We start from the raw sequence: 21,372 nt of genomic DNA, 5'->3' as shown, positions 1-21,372 counted from the left end.
CGAAGCGTCGGTTTCCTTTGCCCTAGCGGGCATAACGCCCCCTCACCCAACCCTCTCCCCAGGGGGGAGAGGGCTTTCCGCCATGCCGTTCGTCACAGGTTAATCTGATGTCGGGAGCCTGAACCGCTTCGCTGCACTCAGTTCACCGATTCGGGCGCTTTGCCGCTTTCGGGGCCGTCGGTCATGCCGGCGAGCGGCAGGCGGGCGATCAGGCGGAGGACGAGGCCTTCCAGGCGGTCCACGGTGCGGCGCTCGGCGGCCAGGGCTTCTACTTGGGTCAGCAGGGCGGACTGGTTGTCCAGGACGCGGCCGAGCAGGTCCTCCATGCGGCGGAGGAGTTCGCGCGTTTCGCCCTGCCCCGCTCCGGACCGGTCGAGACGCAGGCCCAGGGCGTGGGCGTCGTGGGCGATTTCCTTCTCGCTCTCGAAGAGGGCTTGAAGGTTGCGGATAATGTCCTCGAAGGGAGGTTCTTGTTCGCGCATTGGGAAATTATCAGTCGCGGCGGGCGGCGCGGTCAACGCGACAAAACAACGCTTCGTACCGATATGGACGCGCCCAGGGCACTCGGGCAGACCTTGCCCTCACCCTTCCCACGCCTTTGGCGCGGGCCCCTTCCCTCTCCCGCCGGAGGCGGGAGAGGGTGATTTTTTGGGGGTGTTACGCCTCGCCGAAGCCGCCGCCGCCGGGGGTTTCGACGACGAGGATGTCGCCTTCGCGCATCTCCGTCTTGTCCTGGGAACCGAGTTCCTCCACCGCGCCGTCGGTGCGCTGGACCCAGGTGCGGCCGATCTGGCCGGGGTCGCCGCCCTTCAGGCCGAAGGGGGGGACGCGGCGGTGGTTGGACAGGATGGCCGCGGTCATCGGCTCCAGGAACTTCAGGCGCCGCACCACGCCGTCGCCGCCGCGCCAGCGCCCCGTGCCGCCGGAGCCTCGGCGGATGCGGAAGCTGTCCAGCAGGACGGGGAAGCGCCATTCCAGCACCTCCGGGTCCGTCAGGCGGGAGTTGGTCATGTGGGTGTGCACCGCGTCCGTCCCGTCGAAGCCGGGGCCGGCGCCGGAGCCGCCGCAGATCGTTTCGTAATACTGGTAGCGCTGGTTGCCGAAGGTCGTGTTGTTCATGGTGCCCTGGGCCGAGGCCATCACGCCGAGCGCGCCGTAGAGCGCGTCGGTGATGCTCTGGCTGGTCTCCACGTTGCCGGCGACCACGGCGGCGGGGTAGCTGGGCGACAGCATGGTGCCCGGCGGGATCACGATCTCGATGGGCTTCAGGCAGCCCTCGTTCATCGGGATCTCGTCGTCCACCAGCGTGCGGAAGACGTAGAGCACCGCCGCGCGGCAGACCGCCGTGGGCGCGTTGAAGTTGCTGGTCAGCTGCGCGCTGGTGCCGGTGAAGTCCACCTTGGCGGAGCGGTGGTCCTTGTCGATGGAGATGCGGACCTTGATGACCGCGCCGTTGTCGAGTTCCTGGGTGAACTCCCCGTCCGTCAGCACGTCGATGGCGCGGCGGACCTGCTCCTCCGCGTTGTCCTGGACGAGGCGCATGTAGGCCTGCACCGTGTCCAGACCGAACTGGGCGACGATGCGGCGAAGCTCACCCACGCCCTGCTCGTTGGCGGCGATCTGGGCCTTCAGGTCGCCCAGGTTCTGCTGGATGTTGCGCGCCGGGTGCGGGCCGGCGGTGAACAGCTCCACCACCGTGTCCTCGCGGAACTGGCCGCCTTCCACCAGAAGGACGTTGTCGAGCAGGACGCCTTCCTGGTCGATGGTCGTGCTGTCCGGCGGCATGGAGCCGGGGGTGATGCCGCCCACGTCGGCGTGGTGGCCGCGCGAGGCGACGTAGAACAGCACGTCCGTATTGGTGTCGTCGAAGACCGGGGTGATGATGGTGATGTCCGGCAGGTGCGTGCCCCCGTGGTAGGGGTCGTTCAGCATGTAGACGTCGCCGGGGGTCATGGCGCCGCGCCGGCCCTCGATGACCGCGCGCACGCTCTCGCCCATGGAGCCGAGGTGGACCGGCATGTGCGGGGCGTTGGCGATCAGCCCGCCGTCGGCGTCGAACAGCGCGCAGGAGAAGTCCAGCCGTTCCTTGATGTTCACGGAATAGGCGGTCTTTTCCAGCGTGAAGCCCATCTGCTCCGCGATGGACATGAAGAGGTTGTTGAAGACCTCCAGCATCACCGGGTCGGCGCGGGTGCCGATGGCCATGCGCTGCGGCAGCTCCTCGTGCCGGGTCAGGACGAGGTGGTTCTTTCGGGTGACCTCGGCGATCCAGCCGGGCTCGATGACGGTGGTGGCGATCTTCTCCTTGACCACCGCCGGGCCGGCGATGCGGTTGCCGGGCTGGAGCTGGTCGCGGTCGTAGACCGGCGCCTCGCGGTCCTGCCCGCCGGTGTGGATAGTCAGCGTGGCGAGGCGGCGCGGCAGCGCGCCGGTGACGTTGGGCAGGTCCAGGTCGTCGGCGCTTTCGGTGCGGCCCACGGCCTCCACCGAGACGGCCTCCACGACCAGGGGCTTGCCCTCCATCATGAAGCCGTAGCGCTGGCGGTGCGCGGCCTCGAAAGCGGCCTTCATGGCGTCCAGCGGGCCGAAATCGACGACGAGCGGGCTGTCGGAGCCCTCCACCTTGATGTGCGCCTTGCGCAGGACGCTCAGCCGGTCGTGCGGGACGCCCTGGCGGGTCAACTCGACGCGCCCCTCGGATTCGAGCGTGGCGAGAGTCTCGGCGAGGTCGGTGACGAGGGACTCGTCCAGGCGGGCCTCCACCGCGCGCTCGCGAATCGCCACCGTGTCGGCAAGGCCGATGCCGTAGGCGGACAGCACGCCCGCGTGCGGGTGCAGGAACACCTTCTTCATGCCCAGCGCGTCGGCGACGAGGCAGACATGCTGGCCCGCCGCCCCGCCGAAGCCGTTCAGCGTGTATTGCGTGACGTCGTAGCCGCGCTGGACCGAGATCTTCTTGATGGCGTTCGCCATGTTGTCCACGGCGATCTTCAGGAAGCCCTCCGCCACCTGCTTGGGCGTCATAGCGGTGTTGAGGGCGGCGTTCACCTCCGCCGCGAGGTCGGTGAACTTCTGCCGGACGATGTCGGCGTCCAGCGGCTGGTCGGCGTCGGGGCCGAAGACGTGCGGGAAGAAGTTGGGGTGCAGCTTGCCGACCATGACGTTGCAGTCGGTCACGGTCAGCGGGCCGCCGCGCCGGTAGCAGGCCGGGCCGGGGTTGGCCCCGGCGCTCTCCGGACCCACGCGGAAGCGCGCGCCGTCGAAGAAGCAGACGGAGCCGCCGCCCGCCGCCACCGTGTGGATGTGCATCATCGGCGCCCGCACGCGCACGCCGGCCACCACCGTGTCGAAGGCGCGCTCATACTCCCCGGCGTAGTGCGAGACGTCGGTGGAGGTGCCGCCCATGTCGAAGCCGATCACCCGGTCGAAGCCGGCCATGCGCGCCGTGCGCACCGCCCCGACGATGCCGCCCGCCGGGCCGGACAGGATGGCGTCCTTGCCCTGGAACCAGCGCGCGTCGGTCAGGCCGCCGTTGGACTGCATGAACATCAGCCGGACGCCGTTCAGCTCGCCCGCCACCTGCTCCACATAGCGGCGCAGGATGGGGGAGAGGTAGGCGTCCACCACCGTGGTGTCGCCGCGCCCGACGATCTTCATCAGCGGGCTGACCTGATGGCTGACCGACACCTGCGTGAAGCCGACGGAGCGCGCCAGCGAGGCGACCTGCCGTTCATGCTCCGGGTGGCGGTAGCCGTGCATCAGGACGACGGCGCAGGCGCGGTAGCCGTCCTGGAAGGCCTGTTCCAGTTGGACGCGGACGGCGCGCAGGTCCACCGGCTTCAGCACGGTGCCATCGGCCTTCACCCGCTCCGGCACCTCGGCCACGCGGTCGTAGAGCAGTTCCGGCAGCACGATGTGGCGCGCGAAGATCTTGGGCCGCGCCTGATAGCCGATGCGAAGCTGGTCGCCCAGACCTTCGGTGATGAGGAGCAGCGTGCGCTCGCCCTTTCGTTCGAGCAGCGCGTTGGTGGCGACGGTGGTGCCCATCTTCACCGCCTCGACCTGATCGGCGGGGATGGGGTCCGTGGGGTCGAGGCCCAGCAGGTCGCGGATGCCCTGGATGGCGGCGTCGGGGTAGCGCTCCGGATTCTCCGACAGCAGCTTGTGCGTGACGACCGAGCCGTCCGGGCGCTTCGCCACGATGTCGGTGAAGGTGCCGCCACGGTCGATCCAGAACTGCCACCGGCCCTGCGCTTGGGGCTCCGCCTGGGGGTTCATCACCCGCTCCCTTTTTTATGAGCTGTTTGGAAGCTACGCTTTGCACGGATCGCGCGGCATCGGTGAGACAACGAAAGGCTCCTCACCGCGCCCGCGGAAGCCATGCCGGTAAGGGAGTGTGACCATCCGCCGCCGCAGGTCAAGGAGGGCTGGGCGAAAGGGTGGAATGCGCGGCGCCCCTACCCCAGCAGGCCGAGGGTCCAGCGGGCGACGAGGGCGACCAGCATGCCTTCGGCGACGGCGAGCATCAGGCGCAGCAGGGTGGAGACCAGATCGGTGAAGCGGTCGCGCCGGGGGAAGACCTCGGCCAGCATGCTGGTCACGCCGCGGCGCAGGTTCAGGCTGATGAGCCCGATGACCAGCGCCACCGTCGCCGTGCCCACCACATAATAGAGGGCGCCCTTCCAGCCGGCGAAGGACTGCGGGTTCTCGAAATAGAACAGCGTGCCGACGGCGATCCACACGGCGGAGGGCCAGACGCCGACGATGTCGGCCTGGCTGGGCGCGCGGGGTGGTTGGGGCTTCGGTGCGCCGCTCCAGGGCATGCCGCCCCCCTCAGCCGCCGGGGACGTGCCGGTAGGCCAGCACGAAGGCCGGGTGGCCGTCGTCGCCGGCCAGCGGCAGCAGGAGTTCCACGAAGCGCACCCCCGGCAGCATCGGGTCGTCGCGCACCAGCAGGCAGCGCGGTTCCCCCGACTCCAGGCAGGCGCGCAGGTCGGCGGTGAAGCGCTCCGCCGCGTGGTCCGGGTGGCAGGCGCTGACGAGGCGCGGAACCGGGTTCTGGCCGAGCCGGCGCTGCACCGCCCGGCCGCAGGCGCGGTAGAGGAAGTCCGCCCCGCCGTCCACCGGCTCCATCAGGCAGACGCGCGGCACGGCCTCGCGGATTTGGGCGGTGTCGATCTCGCGGGCGAGCGGCATGGCGCGCTGCTGCCGGGCGCGGCGCCAGTGGATGTAGAGCAGGCCGGCGGCCGGCGGGGTCTTGTCGATGTCCAGCGGTTCGGCCCGGCAGACGGCCGGCTCGGGCGGGGGCGGCGGGACCGGGGCGGGCTTCGGCATCAGAGCGGGAGCGGGCGCCGGAACGGTGGAGGCCGGGGTGGACACCGCAGTTGCCGCGCCGGCGGTCACGGGCTGGCGTTCCGGCCGGCCGCCGTGCTTCTTCAGCATGGGCAGGGGCGCCCAGGTGCCGCAGGTGTGGTAGGACCGCGTGACCTTCCGATAGTCCTGGCTGGTGGCCGTGCGGCATTCCCCTTCCGCGCTGTAGCGATCCACATGGACCAGCGTGTTGTCGTCCGACAAGGCGCGCTCGCCCCCCCACGAAACGCAGGCGGCGCAGGCGCGGCTGTCCTTGGCGAAGGCGTGGGTCATCGTGGGAAGCGGGCTCCAGGGGTATCGGCAGGCGGGCTTGCGGGGAATCCCCCCGCGGGACGGTCGTTCGGGAACAGGTGATTGATGACGCCGTTTCGGCGCGCGTTCAAGAGCCGCCTCGCGGCCCCGTTGCAATGTCCCAGCCATGTGGCGGATGCATCATCCCACCCCTTCCCCCAGGCGGCCTTAGTCCCTATAAAGGGGCCTCGCAACGACATATTACCCTGCCCCCTCACTCCCCACACGGCGCGAGGGGGCTTTTGCTGCACGAACGTCGAGAAGCGGACCCATGCCCAAGCGCACTGATATCAAATCCATCTGCATCATCGGCGCGGGGCCGATCGTCATCGGCCAGGCTTGCGAGTTCGATTACTCCGGGGTGCAGGCGTGCAAGGCGCTGCGCGAGGAGGGGTACCGGGTGATCCTGGTCAACTCCAACCCGGCCACCATCATGACCGATCCGGGCCTTGCCGACGCCACCTACATCGAGCCGATCACCCCGGCCGTGGTCGCGAAGATCCTGGAGAAGGAGCGCCCCGACGCCCTGCTGCCCACCATGGGCGGCCAGACCGCGCTGAACACCGCCATGGCGCTGTCCGACGACGGCACGCTGGAGCGGCTGGGCGTGGAGATGATCGGCGCCAAGCGCGACGTCATCGCCAAGGCCGAGGACCGCATCCTGTTCCGCGACGCCATGGACAAGCTGGGTCTGGAATCGCCGCGCTCGCGCCTGGTGCGCAACTTCCGCGAGGCGCAGGACGCGCTGGAGTTCGTCGGCCTGCCCGCCATCATCCGCCCCAGCTTCACGCTGGCCGGCACCGGCGGCGGCATCGCCTACAACCGCGCGGAGTTCGAGGACATCGTGCGCGGCGGCCTGCGCGCCAGCCCGGTCGGCGAGGTGCTGATCGAGGAGTCGGTGCTGGGCTGGAAGGAGTACGAGATGGAGGTCGTCCGCGACAAGTCGGACAACTGCATCATCGTTTGCGCCATCGAGAACATCGACCCGATGGGCGTCCACACCGGCGATTCGATCACCGTCGCCCCGGCGCTGACGCTGACGGACAAGGAATACCAGATCATGCGCAACGCCTCGATCGAGGTGCTGCGCGAGATCGGCGTGGAGACCGGCGGTTCCAACGTGCAGTTCGCGGTGAACCCGGCGAACGGCCGCCTGATCGTCATCGAGATGAACCCGCGCGTGTCGCGCTCCTCCGCGCTGGCATCGAAGGCCACCGGCTTCCCGATCGCCAAGATCGCGGCGAAGCTGGCCGTCGGCTACACGCTGGACGAGCTGACCAACGACATCACCGGCACCACCCCGGCCAGCTTCGAGCCGACGATCGACTACGTCGTCACGAAGATGCCGCGCTTCACCTTCGAGAAGTTCGCCGGCACCGAGCCGCTGCTGACCACCTCGATGAAGTCGGTGGGCGAGGCCATGTCCATCGGCCGCACCTTCCAGGAGTCGGTGCAGAAGGCGCTGCGCTCGATGGAGACCGGCCTGACCGGCTTCAACGAGCTGAAGATCGGCGGGTCCGACAACCCCGACCCGACCGCCATCCGCGGCGCGCTGGCCAAGCCGACGCCGGACCGCCTGCTGGTCATCGCCCAGGCCTTCCGCCACGGCTTCTCCATCGCCGAGGTGCAGCAGGTCTCCAAGTACGACCCGTGGTTCCTGGAGCAGATCAAGGCCCTGGTCGACAAGGAGGCCGAAGTCCGCGCCAACGGCCTGCCGGCCGACAAGAACGGCTGGCTGAACCTGAAGCAGATGGGCTTCTCCGACGCGCGTCTGGCCGAGCTGTCGGGCAAGACCGAGGACGAGGTGGCGGAGGCCCGCCGCGCCGCCGACGTGACCCCGGTCTTCAAGCGCATCGACACCTGTGCCGCCGAGTTCGCCTCGCGCACGCCCTACATGTACTCCACCTACGAGGCGGACGGCACGGGCGAGGCGGAGTGCGAATCGGACCCGACCGATAAGAAGAAGGTGGTCATCCTGGGCGGCGGTCCGAACCGCATCGGCCAGGGCATCGAGTTCGACTATTGCTGCGTCCACGCCGTCTACGCGCTGCGCGAGGCCGGCATCGAGACCATCATGGTCAACTGCAACCCGGAGACGGTCTCCACCGACTACGACACCGCCGACCGCCTGTATTTCGAGCCGCTGACCGCCGAGGACGTGATCGAGCTGGTCCGCGTCGAGCAGCGCAAGGGCAACGTGCTGGGCTGCATCGTGCAGTTCGGCGGCCAGACCCCGCTGAAGCTGGCCGGCGCGCTGGAAAAGGCCGGCATCCCGATCCTGGGCACCTCGCCGGACGCCATCGACCTCGCCGAGGACCGTGAGCGCTTCCAGAAGCTGCTGCACCAGCTGAACCTGAAGCAGCCCGCCAACGGCCTCGCCCGGTCGCTGGAAGAGGCGGAGAAGGTGGCGGAGCAGATCGGCTTCCCGGTCGTGATCCGCCCGTCCTACGTGCTGGGCGGCCGCGCCATGGAGATCGTCCACGACATGGCCGGGCTCCAGCGCTACATGGGCACCGCCGTGAAGGTGTCGGGCAAGAACCCGGTGCTGATCGACAGCTACCTGCAGGACGCCATCGAGGTGGACGTGGACGTGGTGGCCGACGCCGCCGGTCAGGTCTACATCGCCGGCATCATGGAGCACATCGAGGAGGCCGGCATCCATTCCGGCGACTCGGCCTGCGCCCTGCCGCCCTACTCGCTGCCCAAGGAGACCATCGACGAGATCGGCCGCCAGGGCGAGGCGCTGGCCCGCGCCCTGAACGTCGTCGGCCTGATGAACGTGCAGTTCGCGGTGAAGGACGGCACGGTCTACATCCTGGAGGTGAACCCGCGCGCGTCCCGCACGGTGCCCTTCGTCGCCAAGGCCACCGGCACCGCCATCGCCAAGATCGCCGCCCGCGTCATGGCCGGCGAGAAGCTGGCCGACTTCAAGCTGAACGGCCCGACCCCGCCGCACACCGCCGTGAAGGAAGCCGTCTTCCCCTTCGCGCGCTTCCCCGGCGTGGACATCGTGCTGGGTCCGGAGATGAAGTCCACCGGCGAGGTGATGGGGCTGGACCACAACTTCGCGCTGGCCTTCGCCAAGTCGCAGCTGGGCGCCGGCGTCACCCTGCCGGTGCAGGGCACGGTCTTCATCTCGGTGAAGGAGCGCGACAAGCCGTCGGCGGTGCAGATCGGCAAGAAGCTGCACGCCATGGGCTTCCGCGTGCTGGCGACCACCGGCACGGCCGCGGCGATGAAGCAGGAAGGCGTCCCGGCCGAGCCGATCAACAAGGTGGTCGAGGGCCAGCCGCACATCGTCGACGCGATGATCAACGGCGAAGTCCATCTGGTCATCAACACGACGGAGGGTGCCCAGGCTCTGGCCGACAGCTTCAGCCTGCGCCGCACCGCGCTGACCTACAACCTGCCGTACTACACCACGATGGCGGGAGCCCGCGCGGCTGTGGAAGCGATTGCCGCACTCCGGAACGGCAGCCTTGAAGTTGCGCCGTTGCAGTCGTACCTTAGCGGTTCGTATTAGGGATGGTGTACGGCGCGGCGGACCTCCTCCCCCGCGCCGTAAGCTTTCCCGGGCGCGGCGTCGGCATCGTGATGGATTGAACGAACTATGGAAAAATTTCCAATGACCGAGGCGGGCTACAACCGCCTGCAAGAGGAGTTGAAGCACCTCAAGGCCGTGGAGCGGCCTGCCGTCATCAAGGCGATCGCCGAGGCGCGTGAGCACGGGGACCTGTCGGAAAACGCCGAATACGCCGCCGCGCGCGAGCGTCAGAGCTTCATCGAAGGCCGCGTCGCCGAGCTGGAAGACAAGATCAGCCGCGCCGAGGTCATCGACCCGGCCAGGCTGTCCGGCAGCACGGTGAAGTTCGGCGCCACGGTGACCCTGGCGGACGAGGACACCGACGAGGAGATCACCTACCAGATCGTCGGCCAGGACGAGAGCGACATCAAGAACGGCCTGCTGTCCATCCAGGCCCCGCTGGCCCGCGCCCTGATCGGCAAGTCGGTCGGCGACAGCGTCGAGGTGTCGACCCCCGGCGGCTCCAAGCTCTACGAGATCGTCACCGTCGGCTTCAAGTAAGTCTGCCCACGGCCCCGCCCCCACCGCGGGGAGCCGAACCAGCACGCGACCCCAAGCCGCCCGATGCCGGACCCCGGTGTCGGGCGGTTTGTTTTTTGGCCGACTCCTGACGCCGGAAAGACGACAACTATCCGTCATCCCCGCGAAGGCGGGGATCCAGGGCACTGAAGCGACGTTGTGCGGAGTTTTCTGGATCCCCGCCTTCGCGGGGATGACGGAAAAACACCTTTCACATCGGGCTTGAGGGGTTCTTCTCCCCTACCCCCTCAAACGCTGCTCCAGGAAGCTCGTGACGCGCGTGATGGCGTCCTTGCGGGCGGCTTCGTCGGTGCCGACGGTGGCTTCGCCGTCCGGGGCGGTGGCGAGGTTGGTGCGCTTGCGCAGGGGGGAGGCCGGCAGGTCGAAGCCGTGGTGGGCGTTGGGGTAGACGACCACCTCCATCCGCTCCTTCGCCGGGTCGCGCTTCGCCAGCTCCAGGCAGGGTTCCGGCGGGGTCCATTCGTCCTTGCCGCCGAGCAGCAGGAGAAGCGGCTCCTCCGGCTTCCAGGCGCTGTCCTTCAGCGGCGAGCGGCAGCCGGGATAGAGGGCGATGGCGGCGCGGAAGCCGGTGCCCTTGCCGCCCGGCCCGACCAAGGACAGAACCGTGCCCGCCCCCTGCGACCAGCCCATGACGGCGAGCCGCTCCGCGTCCACGTCCTTGCGGGCCTGGAGATAGGCCAGCGCGCCCCAGGCGTCGCGCTTGCGCTCCACCGTCGCGCGGACGGTGCGCTCGCGGCTGGTGCAGACCTGATCGACGTCGCGCGGGCCGTAGCTGTCCACCATCAGCACGGCGTAGCCTTGCTCCCGCAGGGTCAGCGCCCAGTCGAGATGCCGGGCGGAGACGCGCCCGTTCTTGTTGTAGAGCCCGCTGCAGCCGTGCAGCAGCACCACAGTGGCATAGGGGCCGTTGCCCGCCGGCCGCAGGAAGCGTCCGGTCAGGGCGGTCGGCGCGCCGCCGGTGAGGTCGGCGTCCTGGGAGGGGAAGCGGACGATCTCCTCCGCGTGCAGCCCGGCGACGGTCGCGGCGCGGGCGGAGGGGGCCGCCGGCGGCAGCAACGCGGCGCCCCCGACACCGAACAGGGCGGCGCCGAGCAAAGCGGTGCGGCGGAAGGAAAAAGCCATCATCGTCTCCCGGAACCGGAAAGCGGCGGTGGGGAGTGTACCACCTCCGTCCGGGGAAACCAGACCGCGCGGCCGAAGCGGGATCCGCGCGGGAAGACGGTGTGCCATGCACGCCCCGCCAGCCCCCGTCCCGGTGGGAAAGGGGCCGGCAGGAAAGGGGCCGGCGGGAAAGGGGCCGGAGCGGCCGGCTTACCGGCGGGCGACGGGTTCGGTCGCCGCGTCCTCTTCGTCCTCGTCATCCTCCAGCGAGTCGGGGATGTCGGGCGAGTCGACGTCGATCGGAACGCCCGGCGTGTGCTTGGACGTGCGGATGGACAGGGCCGACTTGACGTGCGCCACGTTGGGGGCGGCGGTCAGCTTCGTCGTCAGGAAGCGCTGGTAGTCGTCCCAGTCCTCCGCGACGATCTTCAGCAGGAAATCATACTCGCCGGCCAGCATGTTGCACTCGCGCACCATGGGCCAGCTGTTGACGAGCTCCTCGAATTTCTTTAGGTCCGCTTCGGCCTGGCTCGACAGCCCCACCTGGGCGAACACGGTGACACCGAACCCGAGCGCGTCGGGGTTGATGTCGGCGTGGTAGCCGCGGATGAAGCCCGCCTCCTCCAGGGCGCGGACGCGCCGCAGACACGGAGGGGCTGAGATGCCGGCACGCCGCGCGAGCTCAACATTGGTCATCCGGCCGTCATTCTGCAGGTCGCGCAGAATACGCCGGTCAATTCGGTCGAGTTTGACCCGCCGCATGGTTTACTCGGTCGCTCCGGGGATGATTCGAGGAAAGGATATTACACGGCGAGGCTCCCAACGCCAAGCAAGAAACCCGAAGCTTCGTAAGCGAAAAATTCACCATTCCGCGGCCTTCTGGCCCTCACGGACCGAACGCGCGACGACCAGCCGCACCCCGAAACAATCCGCAAGACGATGCATTCTTCTTTTCCCGGACCCCTGACCTGCTGGGTCGTGACCGACGGAAAGCCCGGCATGGAGAACCAATGCCTGGGCCTTGCCGAGGCCCTGGGCCTGACGCCCGTGGTCAAGCGGGTCCAGCTGCGCAGCCCCTGGCGCCAGCTGAGCCCCTACCTGCGGGTGGGCAACCGCTTCGCCGCCAGCCCCGAGGGCGACCCGATCCGGCCGCCCTGGCCCGACCTGCTGATCGGCACCGGGCGGCAGGCCATCGCCCCGTCGCTGGCCGTCCGCAAGTTGTCACGGGGGCGGACCTTCACCGTCCAGATCCAGGATCCGCAGATCAACCCGCGCCATTTCGACCTGGTGGTGGTGCCACGCCACGACCGGCTGCGCGGCCCGAACGTCCTGGTTACCCGCGGCGCGCTGCACCGCGTGACGCCGGAGATCCTGGCCGCCGCGGCGGAGCGCCACGCCCCCCGCCTCGCCCACCTGCCGCACCCGCGCATCGCCGTGCTGATCGGCGGCAACAACGGCGTTTTCTCCCTGACCCCGACCATCATGGGCGAGGTGGCGGACAAGCTGGCCGGCCTGTGCCGCACGCACGGCGCCGGGCTGATGGTCACCCCGTCCCGCCGCACCGGCGCCGACAACGAGGCCATCCTGCGCGCGCGCCTGGAGGGCCTGCCGGCCGACGTGTGGGACGGCACCGGCGAGAACCCCTATTTCGCCTATCTGGGGCTGGCCGACGCGGTGGTGGTGACCTGCGACAGCGTCTCCATGACGTCGGAGGCCTGCTCCACCGGCAAGCCGGTCTACGTGATCGAGCTGGAGGGCGGGTCGCCCAAGTTCCGCGCCTTCCACGACGGGCTGTACAAGGACGGCATCACCCGCCCCTTCACGGGGGAGCTGGACCGCTGGACCTACCCGTCCCAGGACGAGACCCGGCAGGTCGCGGAGGAGCTTCGGCACCGCCTGCTCGCCCACCGGCAGCCGCACGCAGCGTGACCTGTTGGGCGTAAACCACTGGGCACGATCTACTTTAAGGGGCGCGACACGTCATCGCAGGGCGCTGGTATCACCAGTTTCCCTACCCCGGACGGGGCGCGTTGCCGTTCCTTTCGGTCGATGATCGTGCCATAACCGTGGGCAGATGACCGCTTTAACACCAGGGAATCCGTCCCCATGACTTCGTCCAGCGCCGTGCGCCAGAGCTTCATCCGTTGCCTGGACAACAGCCGGCTGTGCACCGAGCCGTACAACCACTGGCTCCTCTCCCAGGCGCTGACGGAAGAGGCGGCCGACGGCATCGCCGAGCTGCCCTGGGGTCCGCCGGCCGTTCTGGAAACCTACGGCAAGCGCGAGACGAACAACGCGTCGCGCACCTATTTCGGCGCCGAGAACCAGGCCAAGTACCCGGTCTGCAAGGCGGTGGCCGAGGCGTTCCAGAGCAAGGACGTCACCGACGCCATCCAGCGCACCTGCAACGTGGACCTGTCCGGCACGTCGCTGCGCATCGAATACTGCCAGGACACCGAAGGCTTCTGGCTGGAGCCGCACACCGACATCGGCGTCAAGAAGTACACGATGCTGGTCTACCTCTCGAAGGGGCCGGACTGCGAGGGCTGGGGCACCGACGTGCTGGACGAGACGAAGACCATCGTCGCCCGCGCGCCCTACGCCTTCAACGAGGGGCTGATCTTCATCCCCGGCACCAACACCTGGCACGGCTTCGCCAAGCGCCCGATCAACGGCGTGCGCAAGTCGATCATCGTGAACTACGTCGGCCCCGAATGGCGCGCCCGCCAGGAACTGGCCTTCCCCGACGCCCCCATCGCCTGATCCATCCGTCTGGAGACCGACCCATGTCCATGCTCGATCTGGACAAGTTCCGGGCCACCCCGCTGCAGCGCGACCCGTTCGACTTCCTGTGCGTCCCCGGCTTCGTGAAGAAGGAGCATCTGGAGGCCCTGCACCGCGACTATCCCAAGGTGGACAAGCCCGGCTCCATCCCGCTCGGCGTCTTCCCGCAGGGCCCGGCCTTCGACGAGCTGATCAAGGAGCTGAAGGGCAAGGAGGTCTGCAAGGCCTTCTCCGAGAAGTTCGGGGTCGACCTGTCCAAATACCCGACGATGTTCACGGCGCGCGGCATGTGCCGGGCGACCGACGGCAAGATCCACCCGGATTCGGCCAGCAAGATCGTCACCGTGCTGATCTACATGAACCCGCCGTGGGAGGCCTCGGGCGGCCGGCTGCGCGTCCTGCGCTCCCCGGACCTGGAGGACTACGCCGCCGAGGTGCCGCCGGAAGAGGGCACGCTGATGTGCTTCCGCCGCACCGACACCTCCTGGCACGGCCACTACCCGTTCGAGGGCCAGCGCCGCGCGGTGCAGATGAACTGGGTCAAGAACAGCGTTTACATCTGGCACGAACAGTGGCGCCACCGCATCGGCGCCTGGGCCAAGAACACCCTGGGCATCGAGCAGAAGAGCTACTGAGCCTTCCGTTCCACAGGAAAAGGGCCGTCCCGCCGGGGCGGCCCTTTTTGTTTGGTTCTGCGGGACAGTACACAGCGTGTCCGGTGAATTATTTCGCCGCGAAGCCATCATGGCCCCATTCGTCATCCCCGCGAAGGCGGGGATCCAGCCTTTTCAGGCTCTTATGTGCGAAGTTTTCTGGATCCCCGCCTTCGCGGGGATGACGGAATGGGAGGCGAAAGGCTCCGTGAAACCGTACCCGCCAGAGCAGAAACGCACATCCGGCCGGCGCATATAAGACGAACCGGATAAGGCGAAATGCCGCAGCTAAAGCCTTGATTGCCTGTGCGAATTTTCAGCCGATGGAATTTCCGTCGAAAGAACGCAAACACATACTGCCGTGCAGGAAAGAGGGTTGCCGATGACCATCGCCGGTCTGTCCATTCGCGCCAAGCTGTTCAGCCTCATCGCCATCGCGGGTGCCGCGTCCCTGGCCATCGCCTTCGCGGCGCTGCGGGCGAACTACGCGCAGATGTACGAGGACCGGGTCGCCTCGCTGCGGCATCTGGCGGAGACGGTGCACAGCCTCGCCGAAAGCTACGAGGCCGAGGTGCGCGCCGGCGCGATGACCCGCGAGGAGGCCATCAACCAGTTCCGCAAGCGCAACGCCGCGCTCCGCTTCCACGGCGCGGAGTATTTCTTCATGCAGAGCATGGACGGCGTGATGCTCGCGCACGGCGCCAACCCGAAGCTGGACGGCCGGAACATGCTGGACGTGAAGGACCCCAACGGCGTCCCCATCACGCGCGAGGTCATCCGCGCCGCCCAGCAGAAGGGCGGCGGCACGCTGGAATACCACTGGCCGCGCCCCGGTTCCGAACAGCCGGTGGAGAAGGTCACCTACGCCATCGCCTTCGCGCCGTGGAACGCCGCCATCGGCGTGGGCGTCTACATCGACGACCTGCGGGAGACCTTCTGGGCCATGGTGTGGAAGCTGGGGCTGGTGGTGGCGGCCTTCGCCCTGCCCACGGTGGCGCTGCTCGCCCTGGTGGGCGCGCGGCTCAGCGCCGACATCCGGCGGCTCAGCAGCAAGATGATGGCGCTGGCCGGCGGCGACATGAGCCAGGACTTCGCCGAGGCCGGGCGCGGCGACGAGATCGGCGCCATGGGCAAGGCCGTCCTGGTCTTCAAACGCAACGCCGAGGAGAAGGTCCGCCTGGAGCGCGACCAGGAGGTGGCGGCGCGCCGGGCGGAGGAGGAAAAGCGGCGCGGCATGCGCGATCTGGCCGCCAGCTTCGAACAGTCGGTCGGCAAGGTCGTGCGCAGCGTCGCCCAGGCCGCGGCCGAGGTGGAACGCCGCGCCCAGGCCATGAGCACCGCCGCCGACCGCACCAACAGCCTGTCCAACACCGTCGCGACGGCGACCGGGCAGACCTCCGCCAACGTGCAGACGGTGGCCTCGGCCACGGAAGAGCTGTCCGGCTCCATCCAGGAGATCAGCCGGCAGGTCGCCGAATCCGCCAAGGTGACCGGCGAGGCGGTCACCCTGGCGCGCAACGCCAACGGCCGGGTCAGCGGGCTGGCCGAGGCGGTCGAGAAGATCGGCGCCGTGGTCCACCTGATCAACGAGATCGCCAGCCAGACCAACCTGCTGGCCCTGAACGCCACCATCGAGGCCGCCCGCGCCGGCGAGGCGGGCAAGGGCTTCGCCGTCGTCGCCAGCGAAGTGAAGGCGCTGGCCACCCAGACCGCCCGCGCCACCGAGGAGATCGGCGCCCAGGTGTCCAACATCCAGACCGTCACCGGCGACGCCGTGGAGGAAATCCAGCGCGTGGCCGGCGTGATCGAGCGCGTCAGCGAAATTTCCGCCACCATCGCCTCCGCCGTCGAGGAACAGGGCTCCGCCACGCGGGAGATCAGCCGCAACATCCAGGAGGCGTCCAGCGGCACGCGGGAAGTCGCCGCCACCATCGCCGGTGTGACCGGCGCCGCCGACGAGAGCGGCCGGACCGCGCACGAGGTGCTGCGCCTGTCCAACGAGCTGAGCGGCCAGGTGCAGACGCTGGACCGCGAGGTCGGGGCCTTCGTGAAGGCCGTCAGCGCCGGCTGACCGCAAGCCGGGGAGCGCCGGACCAGGGGGAATGGGCCGTGGACGGAGTGGGACAGCGGGACAATTCGCTGTTGCGCCTATGGTCGAAGGGCTATAACCCGTTGGTCCGGTTTTCTCATTGCGTGCGCACATGCCTCTTCGGATCGAGACTTTTTCGAACGTCACCGGCGGGTCCAGCTTCTTCAAGGCGGTCGGCCATCCCCTGGCGGCGCCCAAGGCGGCGGCGCTCGTGGCGCGTCTGGCGGCCGGCGGCCCGGTGGCGGTGTATGATCCGCTGGGGCTCGCGCGCGGGCTGGCGGAGTTCTACGACCTCTCCGGCGTTCCCGTGTGCGGCGTCTATGTCCAGGACGTGGAGGCCGTCGGCACGGAGCTGTTCGGCCACGCCGCCCGCCCGGTGACGGAGCTGCCGGCCAGCGGCGCCGGTACCGTCTTCATCGCCGCCTTCGACAGCCAGCGCCTGGAAGGGCACATCGCGCACCTGATCCCCGCCGGGGCGCAGGTTCTGTCGCTGGACGACATGCGCATCCCCGAGGACATGCTGAGCGACCGCGCCCATTACCTGTCCAAGTTCAACTGGGCGACCAACTACGCCTTCTTCCGCGACGAGGACGGCCGGCACACCCGCGTCGTGTCGGCCAACTACTGGGCCAACTATGGCGCCAAGGCCACGCGCCTGTGGGCGCGGCTGTTCGACGCGAATGGCGCCACGCTGGCCGAGTGGATGGAGCCGATGCCGCCCGCCAACGGCACGGTGGTGATCGACAGCCGCATGGTGCGCGCCCGCTTCGGGTTGAAGGACTTCTGCGGGTCGCTGTTCCTTCACATCGTCGGCGCCGCCGGGCACGACGTGGTGAAATACGCGCTGGACACCTACGGCGACGACGCGGCCGAGCTGTCCTGCACCCACGACGCCAACGCCTGGCCGGCGGAACTCTACGCCGGCCTGCCCGCCCCGAAGGAAGACGAGCGCGTCCTGCTGTGGGTGCAGAACAGCCACGCCACGCCGATCCCGGCGGGGGCCGTCGGGCTGAACCGGATGGGGTCGGACGAGATCCGCCGGCTGGACCGCGAGGTCGCGCCCTTCGCCACCGCCGCCATCGACACCCGCGACCTGTTCCCCGACGCGCGCTGGCCGCAGCAGTTCGAGGTGCAGGCCGGCAAGCATTTCGTGCGCCCGCGCTACGAGGTCATCGCCGCGAACGGCCGCCGCCGCATCGCCCACGCGAACGTCGAGCGCACCGACCTGAAGCCCGACCCAAAGCTGCCGGTCCTGACCGGCGGCCTGCTCGGAAAAGGCCACATCCTGCCGGCGCCGATCCTGCCGGCGGAGCGCTGGCGCACCGTCCTGCTGCCCACGCCGATGAGCACCGGCCAGCAGACCCTGCCCGTGCAGGCGGTGGTCTTCGACGCGTCGGGGCGCGAGGTCGCGCGGCACCACTTCGGCACTCTGAAGCGGTCGGACAGCGTGGCGCTGGACGTGACCGGGCTGGTGTCCAAGGCCGACCTGCCGGACGGCTGGGGCCATGTGGAACTGCTCTACGACTTCGAGGCGGGCCAGGACGCCGACGGCTGGCTGCACGCGCTGGTCCGCTATGAGGATCTGCGCAGCGGCCACGCCGCGGAGACCAGCTTCGGCAGCCACATCTTCAACACCGCCCTGACCTACCGCGACGAACCGCAGAGCTACCAGGGCCGGCCGCCGGGCCTGTCCACGCGCCTGTTCCTGCGGCTGGGGACGGAGCCGTGGGACACGCTGTGCCACCTGATCTACCCGGCCTCCACCCCCTGGCACGCCACGTCGGACACGCATCTGATCCTGACGCGGCGCGACGGGATCGAGGTGGCGCGGCGGCGGATCGCCATTCCCTGCGGCGGGTCGCGCTTCTTCCGGTCGCACGAGACCTTCACCGAGGCCGAGCGCATGGCCGCCGGCGAGCAGGCCTATGTGCTGATCCGCGACACCACCTGCCGGCTGTTCGGCTATCATGGCTGCCTTGCTGGCGATGATGAAGCCGGCGCCTTCAGCCTCGACCATATGTTCGGCTTCTAGAGATCGTGACGGACAGAGCGATGCCCAGCACCCACCACACCAAGGTCCTCATCATCGGCGCCGGCCCGGCCGGCTACACGGCGGCCATCTACGCGGCGCGCGCGAACCTCCAGCCGCTCATGGTGCAGGGGATGCAGCCGGGCGGCCAGCTGATGATCACCACCGACGTGGAGAACTTCCCCGGCTTCGCCGATCCCATCCAGGGCCCCTGGCTGATGGAGCAGATGCAGAAGCAGGCGGAGCATGTCGGCACGAAGATGGTCTTCGACCTGATCGTGGACGTGGACTTCACCAAGCGTCCCTTCGTGTGCAAGGGCGACTCGGGCGACACCTACACCGCCGACAGCGTCATCATCGCCACCGGCGCCCAGGCCCGCTGGCTGGGCATCCCCAGCGAGGAGACCTACCGCGGCTTCGGCGTGTCGGCCTGCGCGACCTGCGACGGATTCTTCTTCCGGGGCAAGGAGGTCGCGGTCATCGGCGGCGGCAACTCCGCCGTTGAAGAGGCGCTGTACCTGACCAATCACGCCACCAAGGTGACGGTGATCCACCGCCGCGACAGCTTCCGCGCCGAGCGGATCATGCAGGACCGCCTGTTCCGCAACCCGAAGATCGAGGTGGTCTGGGACAGCGCCGTGGACGAGATCCTGGGCGAGGGTGACGGGTCCTTGGGCAACCCGCGCGGCGTGACCGGCGTGCGCGTCAAGAACGTGAAGACCGGCGAGACGCGCGACATCCCCGTGGCCGGCGTCTTCGTCGCCATCGGGCACGAGCCGGCGACCAGCGTCTTCAAGGGCAAGGTGCGGATGGACGAGTCCGGCTACATCGTCACCGCGCCGGATTCGACCGCGACGGACATCCCCGGCGTCTTCGCCGCCGGCGACGTGAAGGACAAGGTCTACCGCCAGGCGGTCACCGCCGCCGGCATGGGCTGCATGGCCGCCCTGGAAGCCGAACGCTGGCTGGCCCACCACGAGGGTGAACCGAGCCCGGCTGGGAATTGGTAATGTGAAAAGCCCTCCCCCCCCTGGGGAGAGGGCTTTTCACCCATTACTTGCCTTTTACTTTTCCGTCATCCCCGCGAAGGCGGGGATCCAGGGCACTGAAGCGACTTTATGGGAAGTTTTCTGGATCCCCGCCTTCGCGGGGATGACGGCCAGCGTCTGCTTCCGCGCGTCTTCCGCGCAGTGAAATGGGGCCGGCCCTACGCCGCCTTCAGCATCGTGGGGAAGTGGTCGAGGACGGCGGTCAGGGCGCCGGCGCCGTCTTCCAGGGCTTCCTGGGCCAGAGAGAACTGGTCGGGCAGCGGCAGGGCGAAGGTGACGGTGAATTCCCCGCCTTCCAGCTCCATCCGGCCGCCGAAGCGGCGTGACAGCGCGCGCATGCGGACGTTGTCGGACAGGCAGATCATGTGCACCTGCCGGATCGAGCGGTTGCGGGCCACCGTCAGGGCGCGGCGCAGCAGCGTGGTGCCGACGCGCTTTCCCTGAAGGCCCTTTTCCACGCTGACCGCGAGCTCGGCGCGGTCCGGCCAGATCAGCCGGTCGGTGCACAGCTCCACGGCGGCGCGCAGCTCACCCTGGATGAAGGCACCCAGCAGGATCGTGCGGCCCCAGTCCAGCCCGTCGCAATGCTTGTTGATGGTGTCGGTGGTGACCGTGCCCGTGAAGCGCGCGTAGCGGTCGGCCGCGTTCAGCCGCAGCAGGTGCGCCCTGTACTGGCCGAGTTCGGCGGGAAGGAGCTTGCGGAAAACAGTCATGGCTCGGGCTCACGGTCGTCGATGGTCGCATCGCACTGCCCAGAGCGTTCGCCCCCGGATCGGCTCTTGTTTTTGCGCATCCCGCATTGCGGAAGCGCTTAGGCCTTTTCGGCCGTTGGCTCGGCCATAAGTCATACTGCACTGCAACATGGCGGCGCGCCAGAGGTTACCTGGGGCGCCGACACGATACCGTCAAGCTTGTGGCGGCGCGGCAACAGTTGGCGGCGCCGGGGGCGCGGGCTATGCTGCCCGCCCTCGGCAAAAGGCGGATTCCATGAGCATCTGGGGCAAGATCCTGGGCGGGGCGGCGGGCTTCGCCATCGGCGGACCCATCGGCGGGCTGGTCGGGCTGGCCGCCGGCTTCGCCGTGGACAAGGGAATCCAAAAGGGGATTGCGGGCCTTTGCGGCCCGGCGGACGCCACCAAGTCCATCGCCTTCACCATCGGCGTGATCGCGCTGTCCGCCAAGATGGCCCGCGCCGACGGGGTGGTGAAGCGGGTGGAGGTGGACACCTTCAACCGCCTGTTCCGCGTGCCGCCGGAGGAACTGCCGAACGTCGGCCGCGTCTTCGACCTCGCCCGCCGCGACACCGCCGGGTTCGAGGACTACGCCCGGCAGATCGCCGCCCTGTTCGAGGACCGGCACGCGGTGCTGGAAGAACTGCTGGACAGCCTTCTGCTGATCGCCGAGGCCGACGACGAGCTGCACGAGACCGAAGTCGAGTATCTGCGCAGCGTGGCCCACATCTTCGGCTTCGCCGACGCCGATTTTGAGCGCATCCTGGCCGGGCACCATGTGGCGGGTGCCGGCGACGGTGCGGACCCCTATGGCGTGCTGGGTGTGGCGCGCACCGCCACCGACGCAGAGATCAAGGCCGCCCACCGCCGGCTGGTGCGCGAACACCACCCCGACACGCTGATCGCGCAGGGGCTGCCGCAGGAGTTCGTGGACCTCGCCACCCAGAAGGTCGCCGCCATCAACGCGGCGTATGATCGGATCGAGAAGGAGCGCGGGCGGTCTTGAGCCCGGTGCCCCCTCCCTAACCCTCCCCCGCTGCGCGGGAGAGGGGACTGCCGCCGTTCTGCCAAAGCCCCCTCCACCTCGAAGAGGGGGAGGGTTGGGGAGGGGGCAACGTTCCCGCGCATCGCGGCCCCGGCGCAATCGGGTGT

General features: G+C 68.9%; 16 protein-coding genes. 9 read left to right on the top strand and 7 right to left on the bottom strand.

Annotated elements, in window-relative coordinates; translation table 11 throughout:
* Positions 1-137: 137 nt before the first annotated feature.
* The 4 genes from ACSVC7_RS03600 to ACSVC7_RS03585 all read right to left on the bottom strand — a co-directional run bounded on the left by ACSVC7_RS03600 (position 138) and on the right by ACSVC7_RS03585 (position 5,643).
* Positions 138-482, bottom strand: coding sequence for a hypothetical protein (locus ACSVC7_RS03600; RefSeq protein WP_448202539.1), 345 nt, complete (start codon positions 480-482; stop codon positions 138-140).
* Between the two features lie 175 nt (positions 483-657).
* Positions 658-4,278, bottom strand: coding sequence for a hydantoinase B/oxoprolinase family protein (locus ACSVC7_RS03595; protein WP_448202540.1), 3,621 nt, complete (start codon positions 4,276-4,278; stop codon positions 658-660).
* A gap of 179 nt (positions 4,279-4,457) precedes the next feature.
* The gene (locus ACSVC7_RS03590) at positions 4,458-4,823 is read right to left on the bottom strand and encodes a hypothetical protein (protein WP_448202541.1); all 366 of its coding nucleotides are present in this window, start codon (positions 4,821-4,823) and stop codon (positions 4,458-4,460) included.
* A gap of 10 nt (positions 4,824-4,833) precedes the next feature.
* On the bottom strand, positions 4,834-5,643 hold the full coding sequence (locus tag ACSVC7_RS03585; RefSeq protein ID WP_448202542.1) for a PAS domain-containing protein: 810 nt from the start codon (positions 5,641-5,643) through the stop codon (positions 4,834-4,836).
* Positions 5,644-5,932: 289 nt separating this feature from the next.
* On the opposite strand from ACSVC7_RS03585, the gene carB reads away from it, so the two are divergent.
* Both carB and greA read left to right on the top strand, forming a co-directional pair.
* Positions 5,933-9,184, top strand: a complete 3,252-nt coding sequence (gene carB, locus ACSVC7_RS03580; RefSeq protein WP_448202543.1) for a carbamoyl-phosphate synthase large subunit — start codon at positions 5,933-5,935, stop codon at positions 9,182-9,184.
* A gap of 87 nt (positions 9,185-9,271) precedes the next feature.
* Positions 9,272-9,745: a transcription elongation factor GreA gene (greA, locus tag ACSVC7_RS03575; protein ID WP_448202544.1), complete on the top strand. Its 474-nt coding sequence runs from the start codon at positions 9,272-9,274 to the stop codon at positions 9,743-9,745.
* A 258-nt stretch (positions 9,746-10,003) separates the two neighbouring features.
* Here greA and ACSVC7_RS03570 read toward each other — a convergent pair whose 3' ends face one another.
* Both ACSVC7_RS03570 and ACSVC7_RS03565 read right to left on the bottom strand, forming a co-directional pair.
* On the bottom strand, positions 10,004-10,906 hold the full coding sequence (locus ACSVC7_RS03570) for a dienelactone hydrolase family protein (protein WP_448202545.1): 903 nt from the start codon (positions 10,904-10,906) through the stop codon (positions 10,004-10,006).
* Positions 10,907-11,095: 189 nt separating this feature from the next.
* Positions 11,096-11,647, bottom strand: coding sequence for an Lrp/AsnC family transcriptional regulator (locus ACSVC7_RS03565; RefSeq protein WP_448202546.1), 552 nt, complete (start codon positions 11,645-11,647; stop codon positions 11,096-11,098).
* Between the two features lie 237 nt (positions 11,648-11,884).
* On the opposite strand from ACSVC7_RS03565, the gene ACSVC7_RS03560 reads away from it, so the two are divergent.
* The 6 genes from ACSVC7_RS03560 (at position 11,885) to trxB (ending at position 19,450) form a co-directional block, all read left to right on the top strand.
* Entirely contained in the window at positions 11,885-12,814 is a 930-nt protein-coding gene (locus tag ACSVC7_RS03560) for a mitochondrial fission ELM1 family protein (RefSeq protein WP_448202547.1), read from the top strand.
* Positions 12,815-12,991: 177 nt separating this feature from the next.
* Positions 12,992-13,648 (top strand): 2OG-Fe(II) oxygenase, encoded by a 657-nt coding sequence (locus ACSVC7_RS03555; RefSeq protein WP_448202548.1) that lies wholly within the window; start codon positions 12,992-12,994, stop codon positions 13,646-13,648.
* 23 nt (positions 13,649-13,671) lie between these two features.
* Positions 13,672-14,304 (top strand): 2OG-Fe(II) oxygenase, encoded by a 633-nt coding sequence (locus ACSVC7_RS03550; RefSeq protein ID WP_448202549.1) that lies wholly within the window; start codon positions 13,672-13,674, stop codon positions 14,302-14,304.
* Positions 14,305-14,704: 400 nt separating this feature from the next.
* Positions 14,705-16,393, top strand: a complete 1,689-nt coding sequence (locus ACSVC7_RS03545) for a methyl-accepting chemotaxis protein (RefSeq protein WP_448202550.1) — start codon at positions 14,705-14,707, stop codon at positions 16,391-16,393.
* Positions 16,394-16,523: 130 nt separating this feature from the next.
* Positions 16,524-18,443, top strand: a complete 1,920-nt coding sequence (locus tag ACSVC7_RS03540) for a hypothetical protein (protein WP_448202551.1) — start codon at positions 16,524-16,526, stop codon at positions 18,441-18,443.
* A gap of 20 nt (positions 18,444-18,463) precedes the next feature.
* Entirely contained in the window at positions 18,464-19,450 is a 987-nt protein-coding gene (gene trxB / locus ACSVC7_RS03535) for a thioredoxin-disulfide reductase (RefSeq protein ID WP_448202552.1), read from the top strand.
* Positions 19,451-19,647: 197 nt separating this feature from the next.
* On the opposite strand, the gene ACSVC7_RS03530 is transcribed toward trxB, so the two are convergent.
* On the bottom strand, positions 19,648-20,202 hold the full coding sequence (locus tag ACSVC7_RS03530; RefSeq protein WP_448202553.1) for a GNAT family N-acetyltransferase: 555 nt from the start codon (positions 20,200-20,202) through the stop codon (positions 19,648-19,650).
* A gap of 274 nt (positions 20,203-20,476) precedes the next feature.
* On the opposite strand from ACSVC7_RS03530, the gene ACSVC7_RS03525 reads away from it, so the two are divergent.
* A complete protein-coding gene (locus tag ACSVC7_RS03525; protein WP_448202554.1) occupies positions 20,477-21,226 on the top strand; it encodes a TerB family tellurite resistance protein in 750 nt (249 codons plus the stop codon).
* Positions 21,227-21,372 lie beyond the last annotated feature (146 nt).

The sequence above is a fragment of the Azospirillum mesophilum genome, from assembly GCF_053470405.2.
This window is presented reverse-complemented; position numbering and strand designations above follow the sequence as displayed.

Coding starts and splice junctions, on each gene's coding strand:
- ACSVC7_RS03595 (WP_448202540.1), bottom strand. CDS start 4,278: ATGAACCCCCAGGCGGAGCCCCAAGCGCAGGGCCGGTGGCAGTTCTGG.
- ACSVC7_RS03560 (WP_448202547.1), top strand. CDS start 11,885: ATGGAGAACCAATGCCTGGGCCTTGCCGAGGCCCTGGGCCTGACGCCC.
- greA (WP_448202544.1), top strand. CDS start 9,272: ATGGAAAAATTTCCAATGACCGAGGCGGGCTACAACCGCCTGCAAGAG.
- ACSVC7_RS03565 (WP_448202546.1), bottom strand. CDS start 11,647: ATGCGGCGGGTCAAACTCGACCGAATTGACCGGCGTATTCTGCGCGAC.
- ACSVC7_RS03570 (WP_448202545.1), bottom strand. CDS start 10,906: ATGGCTTTTTCCTTCCGCCGCACCGCTTTGCTCGGCGCCGCCCTGTTC.
- ACSVC7_RS03555 (WP_448202548.1), top strand. CDS start 12,992: ATGACTTCGTCCAGCGCCGTGCGCCAGAGCTTCATCCGTTGCCTGGAC.
- ACSVC7_RS03600 (WP_448202539.1), bottom strand. CDS start 482: ATGCGCGAACAAGAACCTCCCTTCGAGGACATTATCCGCAACCTTCAA.
- trxB (WP_448202552.1), top strand. CDS start 18,464: ATGCCCAGCACCCACCACACCAAGGTCCTCATCATCGGCGCCGGCCCG.
- ACSVC7_RS03590 (WP_448202541.1), bottom strand. CDS start 4,823: ATGCCCTGGAGCGGCGCACCGAAGCCCCAACCACCCCGCGCGCCCAGC.
- ACSVC7_RS03585 (WP_448202542.1), bottom strand. CDS start 5,643: ATGACCCACGCCTTCGCCAAGGACAGCCGCGCCTGCGCCGCCTGCGTT.
- ACSVC7_RS03540 (WP_448202551.1), top strand. CDS start 16,524: ATGCCTCTTCGGATCGAGACTTTTTCGAACGTCACCGGCGGGTCCAGC.
- ACSVC7_RS03530 (WP_448202553.1), bottom strand. CDS start 20,202: ATGACTGTTTTCCGCAAGCTCCTTCCCGCCGAACTCGGCCAGTACAGG.
- carB (WP_448202543.1), top strand. CDS start 5,933: ATGCCCAAGCGCACTGATATCAAATCCATCTGCATCATCGGCGCGGGG.
- ACSVC7_RS03550 (WP_448202549.1), top strand. CDS start 13,672: ATGTCCATGCTCGATCTGGACAAGTTCCGGGCCACCCCGCTGCAGCGC.
- ACSVC7_RS03525 (WP_448202554.1), top strand. CDS start 20,477: ATGAGCATCTGGGGCAAGATCCTGGGCGGGGCGGCGGGCTTCGCCATC.
- ACSVC7_RS03545 (WP_448202550.1), top strand. CDS start 14,705: ATGACCATCGCCGGTCTGTCCATTCGCGCCAAGCTGTTCAGCCTCATC.